Source organism: Brevibacterium sp., assembly GCF_031179145.1.
GTDB lineage: Bacteria > Actinomycetota > Actinomycetes > Actinomycetales > Brevibacteriaceae > Brevibacterium.
The window spans coordinates 65297-79304 of the sequence record NZ_JAPSIB010000009.1 but is presented as its reverse complement, the minus strand read 5'-3'; the positions used below and the strand labels follow the sequence as shown (position 1 = coordinate 79304).

General features: G+C 66.2%; 9 protein-coding genes and 1 tRNA gene. 5 read left to right on the top strand and 5 right to left on the bottom strand.

Annotated elements, in window-relative coordinates; all coding sequences use genetic code 11:
* Positions 1-924 precede the first annotated feature (924 nt).
* Both nudC and RIT73_RS08570 read left to right on the top strand, forming a co-directional pair.
* Entirely contained in the window at positions 925-1902 is a 978-nt protein-coding gene (gene nudC, locus RIT73_RS08575; protein WP_309131653.1) for an NAD(+) diphosphatase, read from the top strand.
* Positions 1899-3938, top strand: a complete 2040-nt coding sequence (locus RIT73_RS08570) for an ATP-dependent DNA helicase UvrD2 (RefSeq protein ID WP_309131652.1) — start codon at positions 1899-1901, stop codon at positions 3936-3938. Before nudC ends, RIT73_RS08570 begins: the two co-directional genes overlap by 4 nt.
* Positions 3939-3955: 17 nt before the next feature.
* Here RIT73_RS08570 and RIT73_RS08565 read toward each other — a convergent pair whose 3' ends face one another.
* Positions 3956-4855: a hypothetical protein gene (locus RIT73_RS08565; protein ID WP_309131651.1), complete on the bottom strand. Its 900-nt coding sequence runs from the start codon at positions 4853-4855 to the stop codon at positions 3956-3958.
* A 500-nt stretch (positions 4856-5355) separates the two neighbouring features.
* Between RIT73_RS08565 and RIT73_RS08560 the strand changes: the two genes are divergently transcribed.
* The gene (locus RIT73_RS08560; protein ID WP_309131650.1) at positions 5356-5907 is read left to right on the top strand and encodes a M48 family metallopeptidase; all 552 of its coding nucleotides are present in this window, start codon (positions 5356-5358) and stop codon (positions 5905-5907) included.
* On the opposite strand, the gene RIT73_RS08555 is transcribed toward RIT73_RS08560, so the two are convergent.
* Both RIT73_RS08555 and RIT73_RS08550 read right to left on the bottom strand, forming a co-directional pair.
* A complete protein-coding gene (locus RIT73_RS08555) occupies positions 5873-6517 on the bottom strand; it encodes an NUDIX domain-containing protein (protein WP_309131649.1) in 645 nt (214 codons plus the stop codon). The two genes, RIT73_RS08560 and RIT73_RS08555, sit on opposite strands and share 35 nt — an antisense overlap.
* Complete coding sequence (locus RIT73_RS08550; RefSeq protein ID WP_309131648.1) at positions 6518-8020, bottom strand: zinc-dependent metalloprotease; 1503 nt, start codon at positions 8018-8020, stop codon at positions 6518-6520.
* A 268-nt stretch (positions 8021-8288) separates the two neighbouring features.
* Between RIT73_RS08550 and RIT73_RS08545 the strand changes: the two genes are divergently transcribed.
* The gene (locus tag RIT73_RS08545; RefSeq protein WP_309131647.1) at positions 8289-9329 is read left to right on the top strand and encodes a S16 family serine protease; all 1041 of its coding nucleotides are present in this window, start codon (positions 8289-8291) and stop codon (positions 9327-9329) included.
* Positions 9330-9361: 32 nt separating this feature from the next.
* Complete coding sequence (locus RIT73_RS08540) at positions 9362-12322, top strand: UPF0182 family protein (RefSeq protein WP_309131706.1); 2961 nt, start codon at positions 9362-9364, stop codon at positions 12320-12322.
* A 175-nt stretch (positions 12323-12497) separates the two neighbouring features.
* On the opposite strand, the gene RIT73_RS08535 is transcribed toward RIT73_RS08540, so the two are convergent.
* Both RIT73_RS08535 and RIT73_RS08530 read right to left on the bottom strand, forming a co-directional pair.
* Entirely contained in the window at positions 12498-13331 is an 834-nt protein-coding gene (locus RIT73_RS08535) for an iron-siderophore ABC transporter substrate-binding protein (RefSeq protein WP_309131646.1), read from the bottom strand.
* Positions 13332-13778: 447 nt separating this feature from the next.
* A tRNA-Met gene (locus RIT73_RS08530) sits at positions 13779-13852 on the bottom strand.
* Positions 13853-14008: the final 156 nt, after the last annotated feature.

The window sequence follows — 14008 nt, the reverse complement described above, 5'->3', positions numbered from 1 at the left end:
GACTGCGAATTCGGCGAGCAGCTCGGCCCGGGCGATGACATGCTCGTCGGCGCGGGGCCGGGACTCGCGGTACTCCTTGAAGAACGTCGGCAGCACGGACGGGTCGATGAGCGCCGAGGCGGCGGCCAGATCGATCGCAGGATCGGCGACTCGAAGCCGTCCGATCTCCGCGAGCGCGAGCACGCGTTCCTGATCGGTGTAGACGCTGAGCTCGTCGATCGAACCGTGGATCGGGGTGGCGAGGAAATGCCAGAGCGAGACCTTCTCGAACTCCTCCTCCCAGTGCTGGAGGAGCGTGGCGGGAACACGTCCGGTGCCTGCCGCCTGGTCGAGCCTCTCGAGGATCTGGAACTGGGAGCGGGAGGGGTCCTCCACCGCGAAACCAGCATCGGCGACCGATTCAGGGGCGGCCGAGTGGATCGTCGCCAGCGACTGAGCGAGCGAGCTCGCGCGCGCGATGTCGGCGATGGGCGCGTCGCCGAGGGGAGCTCCCGGCAGGGGATCGGCCAAGGTCACCGTCGTGGGCGACGGTGTGTCGAAGTACTTGGCCTCGACCTCGGTGATGGCCCGCAGGTGTGGCCAGGTGAAGTCCGCGTGCGGGTACATCGCGTCATAGAGCCGGCTCGCTTCCGCAGCGGTGGCGGAATCGGCGGAGCGGTCGAGCCGGGTCTGGGCGGTCGCGACCAATGTCAGCTCGTCGTCGTCGACGAGGACCCTGATGCCCTGTCCCAGGGACGGCAGAGGAGTCCATCTCGTTGGGGCGAAATCCTCGAGCATCGTCGCCGCTATTGCTGCCAACTTGAGCGCCTTCGTATCCACGCCTCACAATCTACCGTCTGCACCGCTGCTGGGCCGGTTTTGGTCCGCCGAGCGTGTCAGGGCGGGGCGATCGGCGCGTCAGGCCCCTGCGTTATCGTGGACATCATGAAGCCTCTGCCGCCGCTCGAGACCACCAGCCTTGCCCGTCACGGCATTGACCGCGACCATCTCCGGCGCGGTCAGGACGGGGATCTCGGCGAGGTCTGGGAGGCAGGGGCCACAGCGGTGCTCGGCCACCGCGGATCCCTGCTCGTCGCCTCGGGAGGGCTCTTCCTCACCGACAGGAGCCTTGTCCCGGACGCGCAGACCGAGATCTACCTGGGGCAGGATCCGACCGGGACCCGGTACATCGGCATCGACCTCGATGATGAGGGCAGGAGCGCGATCGACAGCCGGTTGGCGGCGGATCGGGACCACGATGCCAGTGACCTGCTCACTGCCCCCGGCACAGGAATCGACAGCATCGAACCGGTCTGGCTGCCGCTGCGTGAACTGGCCGAGGCTCTCGACGACGTGCAGGTGTCCCTGGCCTGCGAGCTGGTGGGCCTGGGCAACTGGCATCGCACGCACCGATTCTCCCCCCGCAACGGAAACCCCACGGTCCCGACCTACGGGGGGTGGGTGCGACGGGACCCGGAGGCGGGCAGCGAGCACTTCCCCCGCACCGATCCGGCCGTCATCGTGGCGGTCGTCCACACCGACGAGGACGGTCAGGAGCGTCTGCTGCTCGGCAACAACGCCGCCTGGGAGGCTGACCGGTTCTCCCTGCTCGCCGGCTTCGTCGAACCGGGGGAGACCCTCGAGCACGCGGTGACCCGCGAGATCTGGGAAGAGGCCCAGGTCGAGGTCGTCAACCCTCGCTACCTCGGATCCCAGCCGTGGCCGTTCCCGTGTTCCCTGATGCTCGGCTTCACCGCCGAGGCCACGAGCCTGAGCACCCGCGCCGATCAGGCCGAGATCGCCAGTCTGCGGTGGTTCACGCGCGCGGAGCTCACGGAGGCCATCGCCACCGGCGCCGTCCGGGCCGCAGGCACGGTCTCGATCGCCGGTCAGATCCTCCACAGCTGGCTGGAGAACGAGTGAGCGCACAGGCGCAGGCTCTCCTCGACGCTCTCGATGCCGAGCAGCGCGAGGTCGCCACCCACTTCACCAGTCCGGTTGTCGTGCTCGCCGGCGCCGGCACCGGAAAGACGCGAGCGATGACCCATCGGATCGCCTACGGAATCGCCACCGGCGTCTTTCCCGCCAATCAGGTTCTCGCCCTCACCTTCACTGCGAAGGCGGCCGGTGAGATGCGCTCCCGCCTGCGGTCCCTCGGCGTGCCCGCCGTGCAGGCCCGGACATTCCATTCCGCGGCGCTGCGGCAGCTGCGGTTCTTCTGGGACCGGTTCGCAGGCGGCGACTTCCCCCGGGTCATCGAGAACAAGACGGGCGTGATCGCCTCTGTCCTCCAGAGTCTCGGCATAGAGACGAGCCGGGAGATGAACCGTGACGTCGCCGCCGAACTCGAGTACGCAGCGGCCTCCCTCCTCGGCGTCGAGGACTATGCGATCAAAGCGCAGTCCCGCGATCTGCCCGGACAGCTGGGCGTCGATGACATGGTGCGCATCTTCGAGGCCTACTCCGAGGCGAAGACGCGGGGGAGGCTGCTCGACTTCGAAGACGTCCTCCTCGTCCTCGACGGCGTCCTCGCCGAATACCCCGACATCGCCGCGCAGGTGCGCGAACAGTATCGGCACTTCGTCGTCGACGAGTTCCAGGACGTCTCCCCGCTTCAGTTCGACCTCCTCTCCCGGTGGCTGGGACCGCGCGACAATCTCTGCGTGGTCGGCGACCCCGCGCAGACCATCTACTCGTTCGCCGGCGCCGACTCGTCCCTGCTGCTGTCGATGACCCAGGCGATGCCGACGGCGACGACGATCCAGCTGGTGCGCAACTACCGGTCCTCGAAGTCGATCGTGGCCACGGCCAACAGCCTGCTGCGGCATACTTCGAGGGCCGCGCTGACCCTGCAGACGGACAACCCCTCGGGACGCGCTCCGGCGATGGTCGAGTATCCGACCGACGAGGCCGAAGCCGCCGGTGTGGTCAAAGCCATCGCCGCCGAGATCCACGCCGGTCGCAGACCCCGCAATATCGCCGTGCTCTTCCGCACCAACGGGCAGAGCCCCGCCTATGAGCAGGCGCTGACGAAGGCGGGGATCCCCTACGTCCTGCGGGGAGGGGAGAGGTTCTTCGCGCGGAAGGAGGTCAAGGAGGCGGTGCTCATGCTCAAAGCCGCACGCGTCACCTCGGCGGGCAGGCCGCTGCCGGAGGTCGTCGCCGAGGTGCTCGTGTCGTTGGGCTACTCGCGCAATCCTCCGGGGGCGGGCGCCGCGCGACAGAAATGGGAATCGCTCAAAGCCCTCGTCGATCTCGCCGAGACCCATCAGTCGGCCTCGGAGCTGCCGGTGCCCCTTGATGTGTTCCTCGCTGATCTCGCCGATCGTGCCGAACATCAGTTCGCTCCGGACATCGAGGGCGTCACCCTCGCGTCGTTCCACGCGGCGAAGGGCCTCGAATGGGACAGCGTTCACCTCGTGGGGCTGAGCGAGGGACTGCTGCCGATCAGCTATGCCCAGACTCCGCAGACCATCGCCGAGGAGCGCCGGCTGTTCTACGTCGCCATCACCCGTGCGGGCAGGGAGTTGAGCATGAGCTGGTCGCTGGCCCGGCACGACTCCAAGCAGAAGCCGCGCAAGCCCTCACGGTTCCTCAGCGAGCTCGGGCAGGTCGAGAAGTCGGCCGGGCACAGCCGCCGGACCGCGAGCACGGTGACGATGAATCGGTGCCGGGGCTGCGGCAGAGTCCTCGTGTCCCAGGTCGATCGGGCGCTGGGACGGTGTGCGGACTGCCCGCCCGACGTCGACCTCGAACTCCTCGACCGGCTGCGGCGGTGGCGGGCACGGGTCGGATTGGAGCAGGGCCTGCCTCCCTATCTGGTCCTCACCGACACCTCGATCTCCGCCATCGCCGAGGTGCGCCCGAGGGATCTGGCCACCCTGGCGAAGATCCCGGGCATCGGGGCGACGAAACTCGAACGTTACGGTGAGGGACTGCTCAGCCTGCTCAGCGACTGAGGCCACTGTGCCTGAGGTCACTGTGCCTGCTCAGCGAGCAGATCGAAATGCGGAACAGGCACGCGGCAATGGCAGCGGGGATGGAACTGCAGCTCTTCGATCTCGCTGCGGCCCGAGGTCAGGCTGATCCGGCGGCGCACGGCAGGGGTCTCGGGATCCAGCAGCGACTGCCGCAGGGCTGTGACGGCATGCGCCGCTGCCAGCGGGCGGGACAGGGGATCGGCGAGTTCCGCGCGTGAGGGCAGTTCCCGGATGCGCGAATACTGCTCGAACCAGTCGGCGTCGGCATCTTTGAGGCGCAGGCACGCGCACACGGTGCACCCTGTCACGCCCGGGCGGACCAGGCCGGAGACCTCGACTGAGGACTCCCCGGCGACGATGTCGAGGGAGGAGACTTCCCGATCGGTCAGCCAGGTGGCGGTATGGACATCGGGCACGAGGTAGGAAGTGGTGATGACGATGGGGGAGCGGAACAGTTCGAGCTCATCGACGCGGCTGCCGGCGGCGATGACGAAGCCCGCAGCGCTCAGATGCTGTTCGACGAGAGTGCGCAGCGGACCGATCACCATGACCGGCCGTGCCGCGAGCAGCGCGGCCGTGCGGTCGGGAGACGAACCGAAGAGGTGGGCTGCGGCGAACTGGTGCGAACTGCCGCCGAGGGCACCGGCATCGGAGTCCTGGATCATCACTCCCGCCTCGACGAGCAGTGCGATGAGGGAGCTCGCCCGGCTGAGATCGACGCCGAGATCCTGTGCTCGGGAATGGTATTGAGCGGAGCCGAGACCCAGCCGCAGCTCCTCGAGCAATGCGACATCGCCGGGCAGCAGGCCGTCGATGAGAACCGGATCGTCGACCCCGAATTGGATGCAGGACGCCGACCTCCATGTGATGGGCACATTGGGATAGATCCTGTACATCTCGCCACCTCGCCTCGAACGACCCGAACCCTCACAGTAGTGAAAGTCCGCGCTGCTCGCCAGAGCGTCCGTCGGCCTGTGGACAAATCTGTGGAAAACGATTGAGGGCGGATCGACACCGCAGTGCCGATCGCCCTCAATCGCTGATTCCCCAGGCGCTCGCGAATGACTCGTGCGGCTTCCCCTTCCGCACGCATCACCGGGTTTTCCGGGGACACAATAGAACCTATTCTGCTTGCGTTGGCCCGTCAATGCCGGGCCAGAGCCGGGACGGTGCAACGGCTGTGGATAAGCGGTGGATAACTGTGGACGAATTGTGGAGGGGAGACAGGGTCGGCTGTGAGCGCCGCCGCGACGGACGGGGTCATCCGGCGATCCGTGTTCCCGGAGCACGTGTCCGGCTGTGGACGGTCCGGACGTGGACACCCGGAAAGATGCTCAGGAAACTCACAAGTAATACGTTTGACCCGTCCGGCGCCGAGATTTCCTATGATTGGGCAATGGCAGACAGACCACGATGGACCGAAGAGGCCGTCCTCCGGGCCATCACCCGCGGAGAGATCGAAGTCCGGCGCTCGGCGAGACGGAAGAAGACGATCGCCGTCTCGAAGGAGATCGATACGTACGTGCTGAGCACTCCGGTGCGCTACAGCGTGGAGCAGAACATTCGCTCCCTCACCGACTTGTTCAATCGCCTCAGTGCCAAGGACCATTCCTCGGCCGCGGACCTCGAAGAGCTTGCCGATGAGATGAGCCGACGCTACTTCGCGGGGCGCCTGCGGGCGAACTCGATCCGCTGGGTGTCGAACCAGAATGTCAGCCGGTGGGCGTCGACGACCACGTCGACAGGCGACATCAGGGTCTCCCATCGGCTGCAGGCGGTGCCGCGCTGGGTGCTGGAGACGGTCATCGTCCATGAGCTCGCACATCTGCAGATCGGCCCACACTCGAAGGAGTTCCACCAGTTGGCGGATCGGCATCCGCGTCAGGCTGATGCCAAGCTGTTCCTCGACGGATTCAGTGCCGGGGAGAGGTTCGGCCGGGGGACCTGAGTTCGGCGGCCACGAACGCGGCAGCATAGAGCTCAGGCAGCCTGACCACGAGGTCGGGCATGAGGGCGGCGGGCAAGCTGGTGAGCGGGAACCACTTCACGTCGACGGATTCGGCGGAGACGACGGGTGTCTCGGCGACCGACGCCCCGGCGGCATAGACGACGTCGAAGTGTCGAGAGCACCGGCCGAATGCCTGAGAGAGGTCATGGACGTGAAGGTCGACGGCGGTGGGGGAGAACCAGGAGAGGGAAACCAGCCCGCTCTCCTCGAGCGCCTCTCGACAGGCTGCGGAGCGCAGACTGTCATCCCTGGCCTCGACGTGGCCGCCGAACTGGCCCCATAGACCGGCCTTGCGGTGGTGGTTGAGCAGAACCGCCTCGGCGTCGAGGTCGACGACGAGGCAGCTGGCCGTGAGGTGCTCAGGGCCGCCTTCGCGGAACAGGGCGGCAGACCCGACCGCGGCGAACAGTTCCTCGAAGTCAGCGGCGAAAGCGGAGGCCGAGTCCGTGACGGGGCGCGGACCCGGCTCCGCTCCCGAGCCCGCAGCTGAGTCGGTGACGGCAGCCACCTCGGCGCGGGCAGTGGCCAGGCTCAGTGCTGCGGAGCCCATTCAGCTCTCGTCGCGCTTCTCGTCCGCGTCGGAGTCCCTGACGTCGTCGGAGTCCTCGTTGCCCTCGGCGTCACTGTTCTTGGCGTCGCGGCTCTCGGTTCCGCTGGAGTCCTTGTCGCGGCTCTCGGTTCCGCTGGAGCCCTCATTGGTGCTCGCAGGGTCCTCGATCTCTGGAAGGCCCTCGGCGAGGATCCGACTGAGAGCCTCGTCGAGGGTCGACTCCGAAGTCCATTCGGCGTGGCGGCGTTCGGCATAGCCCAGGGGGTCGTCGAGGTCCTCCGTCGTCGGGAGCAGGTCGGGGTGGGAGAAGACCTGGTCGCGGGCATCGGTCCCGCCCTGCGACTCGAGGTAGGCGAACAGGGCGGCGGCGTCGCGCAGTCGGCGCGGGTTGAGCTGCAGGCCGACGAGGGTCGAGAACGTCTTCTCCGCGGGTCCGGCGGTGGCCCGACGGCGGCGCAGGGCCTCCCTGATCTGATCGCGTCCGGGCAGATGCGCGCAGGCGGAGTGAACGACGACGTCGACCCATCCGGCGATCACGGCGAGCAGATTCTCCAGCGTCGCCAGCGCCTTCTTCTGCTCCTCGGTGGTGGGAGGGTTGAACAGGCCCTGCCGGATGTTGTCGCTGAGGTCGGAGATGTTGCTCGGGTCGATCGACGACGCCATCTCCTCGATCTGCGAGGTGTCGACCTTGAGCCCCTGGGCATAGCGGGCAAGGGCGGACTCGACCTGAGCGGCGAGCCACGGGGCGCGCTCGAACAGGGCCAGGTGGGCGAGTTCCTGAGCTGCGAGGTAGATCCGGACCTCGGAGGAGTCGACTCCGATATCCGTGGCGAACTTCTCCAGATTGGACTCGACGAGCACGGCGGAGTCAGCGGGGAGGAGAGGCAGACCCACCTCGGTGCCGGTGAGGACGCTTTCGGACAATGCCCCCACGGCCTGGCCGATCTGCATGGCGAACATCGAATCGCTCATCGAGGAGAACATCGACGAGGCACCGGCCATGATGCTCTTCATCTCCGCCGGGACCTGGGTCTCCAGGGTCTCGGTGAGCGCGGTCGACATGTTCTCCTTGATCGGGAGCACGAACTTCTGCCATCCCGGTATCGTCTCGGAGACCCAGTCCGCACGCGTCAGGGCGCGCGCCGACCGGTTCGCCACGGAGAATTCGGTGGCCTCGGCCAGCCACAGCTCGGCCAGGCGGAAGGCATCGGTGGTCGCGCGGACGGACTCGTCCGAGACGGACGGATCCGGACTGGGCACATGGCGGAGTGCAATCGACTTCGCCTGCGCGCTCGAGTCCGCGCCCTGCCCGAACAGACCCTGCATCTGGTTCATGATGGTCGACATCATCGCCGGATCGATGTTGAACCCCTGCGGGAACCCTGCGGCGCCCTTGCCACCGGACTTGCCGTCATCGCCACCGGCGCCAGGTCCACCTGCGCCGAAGAGCATTCCGAAGATCTGCTCGAACGGGTTCTGCTCGTTGTTGTTCTCGTCGCTCATCTCAAGGCTCCCACATGGTCGGTTTGTCCTCCACGTTAACCTCTGCAGATGTGGGAATCTTCCCAATTGGGCGTGCTTTCGCCCGATGTTCGCACGGGGCGAAAGCCACCTGTGAAACTCACCTCGGCGTTTCAACTAGACTGGTGGGGCGGTGCAGCGAAAGGAATCGATGACAGTGAATGCCCCTCGGGCCGTGCCAGCGTCCGCAGATCCCCCACGCGGTGAAATCCGTCGGCGGTCCCCCCGTCTGAGCGCGGTGTCCGGGTTCATGACCTACGTTCTCATCGCCGCAGCGCTCGTGCTCCCTGTGCCCTACATGCTGCAGCTGCCCGGGCCGGTGTTCAACACCCTCGGCGAGTACCGGGGCAAACCGATGCTCTCGATCTCCGGCGCCAAGACCTACCCGACAGGCGGTCGCCTCGACATGCTCACGGTCGCCGTCAGCGGTGGACCTGGACGCGACACCTTCGCCTCCCAGGCACTGGGTGCGCTCATCGGTGAGAAGGAGACCGTCGTTCCCACCGAGGCCTACTACCCGCTGGACACGACACGCGAAGAGGTCGCCGAATCCAATGCGCATGAGATGTCGTCGAGCCAGGATGTCGCCGTGGCCGCGGCGATGACGCAGCTCGACCGCAGATACACGGTCAGCCTCCTCGTCGACGAGGTGGTCCCCGACTCGCCCGCCCAAGGCGAACTCCGCCGAGGCGACCGCATCGTGAGCGTGAATGGGACGAGACTGGCCGACGACCCGAACGCCGCTCAGGTGATGAGCGAGACAGTGCAGTCCTCGGACTCCGTCGACCTGATCATCGCCCGTGACGGCGAGGAGAAGACCGTGTCGCTGACCCCCGACATCGTCAGCGGTCAGAAGGCGATCGGCATCCAGATGCGGCAGGACTTCGAGTTCCCCGTTGACGTCGGCTTCAACGTCGACGGCATCGGCGGTCCGTCCGCCGGAACGATGTTCGCCCTGGCGATCGTCGACGAACTCACACCCGGTGCGATGACGGGTGGCAAGCACGTGGCCGGCACGGGGGAGATCGACCCCGCCGGCACCGTCAGCCCCATCGGCGGGGCTCGACAGAAAGTAGCGGCAGCCACTGCCGAAGGCGCGACACTGTTCCTGTCCCCTGCCGACAACTGCGCAGAGGTCATGGAAGCCGCCGACCAGTCGAAGATCACGGTCGCGCGCATCGACACACTCGATGACGCGCAGAACGCCGTGGAGCAATTCGCCGCCGGCAACACCTCGGCTCTGCCGAAGTGTCCCGCCGCCGGTGCCGTCCCCAATGAGAAAGGGAAGTAGTGAGCTCTCCGTCCTCACCCACCTCCGCCCGCATGCCTTCCGGCAGGCCCAGACGCTCGCCTCTGATGCTGACCTTGGTGTCAGTGGCGATCCTGCTGATCGCCTTCATCTCCTTCACCCAGGTGTACACCGAGGTGCTCTGGTTCCGACAGATCGGCGCTTCGCAGGTGTTCCGCTCGATGTGGCTGGCACGGGGTCTGACCTTCCTCATCGGGTTCGTCGTCATGGCGGTGCCCGTCTGGCTGAGTCTGCACCTGGCGTTCAAGCATCGGCCGGTCTACGCCCCCACGACACCCCGGCAGGAGAACCTCGACCGCTACCGTGAGGCGATCGAGCCTCTGCGCCGGGTCGCCACCCTGGCCATTCCCGGCGTCCTCGGTGTGCTCAGCGGTATCACCGCCTCGGCGCAGTGGAGCACGGTGCTCGAATGGCTGAATGCCACCTCCTTCGGCTCGAACGACCCGCAGTTCGGCCTCGACAAGTCCTTCTACGTCTTCGTGCTGCCCGGGCTGCGTCTGATCGGCGATCAGCTGGGCATGACCATCCTGCTCTCGCTCATCGCAGCCCTGGTCGGACACTATCTCTTCGGCGGAATCCGCCCGGGTGAGCCCAAGGGAGTCATCCTGACGAAGACCGCCCAGTGGCAGATCGGCATCACGGTGGCCCTGCTGGTGCTGATCCAGGCGGGCCGTCTGTGGCTGAGCCGCTACGACCGGCTGAATTCGACGGGCGGCATCGTCCCTGGTGTCACCTACGTCGACGACCGGGCGGCGCTGCCAGCGATGGCGATCGTCGCGATCGCCGCCGTGATCGTGGCGCTGCTGTTCGTCTACACGGCGTGGAAGGGCAACTGGCGGATCTCGCTCATCGCCACCGCCACGCTCATCGTGCTCGGCGGGGTCTCGATCGTCGCCTATCCCGCGATGGTCCAGCAGTTCCAGGTGAACCCCTCGCAGCAGAGCCTGGAGTCCGAATACATCCAGCGCAACATCGACGCCACCCGTGAGGCGTTCGACTTCTCCGACATCGACGTCACCGCCTACGACCCGAGCACGAGCGGCGAACGGGGAGCCCTGCGCGAGGACGCCGAGACGGCGGCCTCGATCCGACTGCTCGACCCGAATCTCGTCTCCGACACGTTCCGGCAACTCCAGCAGGTGCGTCCCTACTACTCCTTCCCGCAGCAGCTCGACGTCGACAGGTACAACATCGACGGTCAGAAGCAGGACACCGTGATCGCGTTGCGCGAGCTCAACCCGAGTTCCGTGAACAACCAGAGCTGGTACAACCGGGCGATCGTCTACACCCACGGCTTCGGCGTCGTTGCCGCGAACGGCAACCAGCGCAACCCTGACGGTGAGCCGAAGTTCATGGAATCCGACATCCCGCCGCAGGGAGACTTCCCGGACTACGAACCGCGGGTGTACTTCGGTGAGAACTCTCCGGAGTACTCGATCGTGGGCGCCGAGAAGGGTGCGACACCACGAGAGCTCGACTACCCGTCCGATGAGGAGGGCGGCTCGGGACAGGTGAACAACACCTTCACCGGCAACGGCGGTCCCTCGGTAGGCAATCTGTTCAACCGGCTCGCCTATGCCCTGAAGTTCCAGGACGAGCAGATCCTCCTCTCCGATGCGGTCAACAGCGAATCGCAGATCCTCTACGAACGTCATCCGCGCGAACGTGTGGAGAAGCTGGCGCCGTTCCTCAAGGTCGACGGCGATCCCTACCCGGCGGTCGTCGACGGTCGGATCAAGTGGATCCTCGATGCGTACACCACCGCGAAGGACTACCCGTATTCGACTCCGCAGCCGCTGCAGGACGCGACCGAGGATTCGACCACCGCGACCGCTCCGAACTCTGTCTCCACTCTGCCGGACGAAGAGGTCAACTACATCCGCAACTCGGTCAAGGTCACTGTCGACGCCTATGACGGCACCGTCGACATGTACCAGTGGGACAAAGACGATCCGGTTCTCAAGACGTGGATGAAGATCTTCCCCGATCTCATCAAACCCGCCTCCCAGATGTCGGGCGATCTGATGAGCCATGTCCGCTACCCGGAGGACCTGTTCAAGGTTCAGCGGGAGCTGCTCAATCGCTACCACGTGACATCGGCCAGCGAGTTCTACACCGGTCAGGACTTCTGGACGCTGCCGACGGACCCGACGCGTGAGGCCACGAGTGGTCTGACCCAGCCGCCGTTCTACATGACGCTGCAGATGCCCGGACAGGAGACCCCGTCGTTCTCACTGACCAGCTCCTTCATTCCGGCCCGGTCGTCACAGGGAGAGTCGAGGAACAACCTGACCGGCTTCCTGGCTGCGGATGCCGACGCCGGCAACACCAAGGGTGAGGTGTCGGAGGGATATGGCAAGCTGCGGCTGCTCCAGCTGCCGCGGAACACCACTGTGCCCGGTCCGGGCCAGGCGCAGAACAACTTCAACACGGCTCCCGAGGTCCAGCGCAGCCTCAACCTGCTCCGCCAGGGTGAGTCACAGGTGCAGAACGGCAACCTGCTGACCCTTCCCGTCGGCGGGGGACTGCTCTACGTCCAGCCCGTCTACGTCCGGTCCGCGGGCGAGACCTCGTATCCGCTGCTCCAGCACGTGCTGGTGGCCTTCGGCGAGGACATCGGGTTCGCCCCGACCCTCGACGAGGCGCTCGACCAGGTGTTCGGCGGAGACTCGGGTGCTCAGGCAGGCGATGCCGGCGCTGCGGGCAGCGGTGCCTCCGGTGCGTCCGGCGGTATAGGCGAAGGCGAGGGAGAGAAAGCTCCGGCCGGCGACCTCGAAGAGGCCCTGCAGCAGGCTCGCAAGGCGATGGAGGATTCCGACAAGGCTCTCAAGGCCGGGGACTTCGCCGCCTACGGAGAGGCACAGGACCGCCTCAAGAAGGCCATCGACGATGCTGTTGCCGCTGATCCCTCGATTGCCGAGGGTGACGGTGCTTCGGCTCCTACTGAGGCACCTGCCGGCGAGGGTGGCAACTGACGCCCGCTCAGCCGACAGACGTCGACCGCCCCTGGGTTCGTTCCCAGGGGCGGTCGCCTATTCGCACTCGCCTCTTCACACTATTCACAGACGAGTGGATGACGTGTCAGTCGGTGAGGTGCTCCTCGAGGTCGTCGAGGACTTGGCCGGCCCCGGTGGGACCGAGGCCGAGGAATCAGACGTCGTCGTCGACCCGGAAGGCTTTGTCGTTCTTCACGGCCTCGAGTCCCTTCCACTGACTGCCGGCGAGCGCGTCGGCCTCGCCGGTCGCTTCGGGATCCCCATAGCTGGTGTAGAAGATGTAGTCGCCATTCGCCTTGTCCAAGTTCTCGGGCGAGATCTCGACGGCGAGGTCATCGACGTCCTGGACGGCGGGACGGGAGAGGCCCACGTCGTCGAGGATGACGCCGATGAGTGAGGCATGTCCGTAGAGGCGGATGCGTTCCGGCATCCAGCGGACGAGCGAGACTGTGGGGTCTCCTGTGATCTCGGAATCGAGTTCCTTGGCGGCCCGGCCGTACTCATTGAGTTCCTTGGTCGCCTGCTCCTCCATTCCGAGTGCTTCGCCGGCGAGCTGGAAGTTCTCCTTCCACGGGAAGCCCGGGCGGATGGAGAAGACGGTGGGGGCGATGGAGCTGAGCTGATCATAGAGCTTGTCGGCGCGCAGCTGGCTGCCGAGAATGAGATCGGGTTCGAGGGCCGCAATCTTCTCGAGGTCGAGTTCCGCGATGGTCCCGACTGTCTCCACGCCCTTGACCTTGTCAGCCAGGTAGGACGGCACCGGCTCTGCGCCTTCAGTGGTCACCATTCCCACCGGGGTGATGCCGAGGGAGACGACGTCGTCGAGTTCGCCGGTGTCGAGGACGACGACCCGCTTGGGCTTCTTCTCGATCTCCGTGGTTCCATTGGCATGCTCGACGGTGCGAGGGAAGACCCCGGGCGCGGCGTCGCTGCCGAGCTGGGCGGTCTTTTCGTCGGCAGTGGCGAATTCCCTGCCACCAGTGGCCACGTCCTTGTTTCCGGGACTGCCGTCCGAGCCCTGGTCGGTGGGTCCGCATCTACCATTGGGGTCCGGCCCCAGACTTTCGGGTTGACTGCCCGGGGTATCGACGTGTCGAACACTCGCAGGAGTGAGAAGCGGAAACTGGAGGGATCCAGTCCACGCAGTTCGACGTTGCCGCCGTGGTCGTTCGCCGCTGAGGCGCTCCGGCGCTGTCGGATGCTCTCCGCCCGAAGCCGGGGAAGGGAATGGGCTCGGGATCCGCTGTCTCCTCGAGGCCTCTCCTCGATTCTCGGCTGCCGACCAGAGTCTGGCCCGGTCGCCGCCCTCAGGAACGAAGACAATCCAGTTGCACGGTGGAGAGAGCGGGAACACGCGAAGTCGGGCCGACTGATTGCTTCTGGGCAAAACCAAGGGCCCTGATCAGTGTCTCCACTGATCAGGGCCCTTCTACCGTGGCGGGGGAGGGATTTGAACCCTCGACCTCCGGGTTATGAGCCCGGCGAGCTACCGAACTGCTCCACCCCGCGGTGTGTTCTTAACTTTACACGAGCGTAATTCGAGAAGACAAATCGTGTTCACGTGACCTCCGACACAGGTATGCCTGGCGTTCACCGCGACCCGAAAGGCTGACGTGCTGCCGGCCGATGCGGCCGCTTCGACGCGGCGGGTGGAGCCTGATGGGG

Excerpts from the sequence above, each read along its gene's own strand:
- nudC (WP_309131653.1), top strand. The coding sequence starts at position 925 with ATGAAGCCTCTGCCGCCGCTCGAGACCACCAGCCTTGCCCGTCACGGC.
- RIT73_RS08565 (WP_309131651.1), bottom strand. The coding sequence starts at position 4,855 with ATGTACAGGATCTATCCCAATGTGCCCATCACATGGAGGTCGGCGTCC.
- RIT73_RS08560 (WP_309131650.1), top strand. The coding sequence starts at position 5,356 with ATGGCAGACAGACCACGATGGACCGAAGAGGCCGTCCTCCGGGCCATC.
- RIT73_RS08555 (WP_309131649.1), bottom strand. The coding sequence starts at position 6,517 with ATGGGCTCCGCAGCACTGAGCCTGGCCACTGCCCGCGCCGAGGTGGCT.
- RIT73_RS08550 (WP_309131648.1), bottom strand. The coding sequence starts at position 8,020 with ATGAGCGACGAGAACAACAACGAGCAGAACCCGTTCGAGCAGATCTTC.
- RIT73_RS08545 (WP_309131647.1), top strand. The coding sequence starts at position 8,289 with ATGACCTACGTTCTCATCGCCGCAGCGCTCGTGCTCCCTGTGCCCTAC.
- RIT73_RS08540 (WP_309131706.1), top strand. The coding sequence starts at position 9,362 with ATGCCTTCCGGCAGGCCCAGACGCTCGCCTCTGATGCTGACCTTGGTG.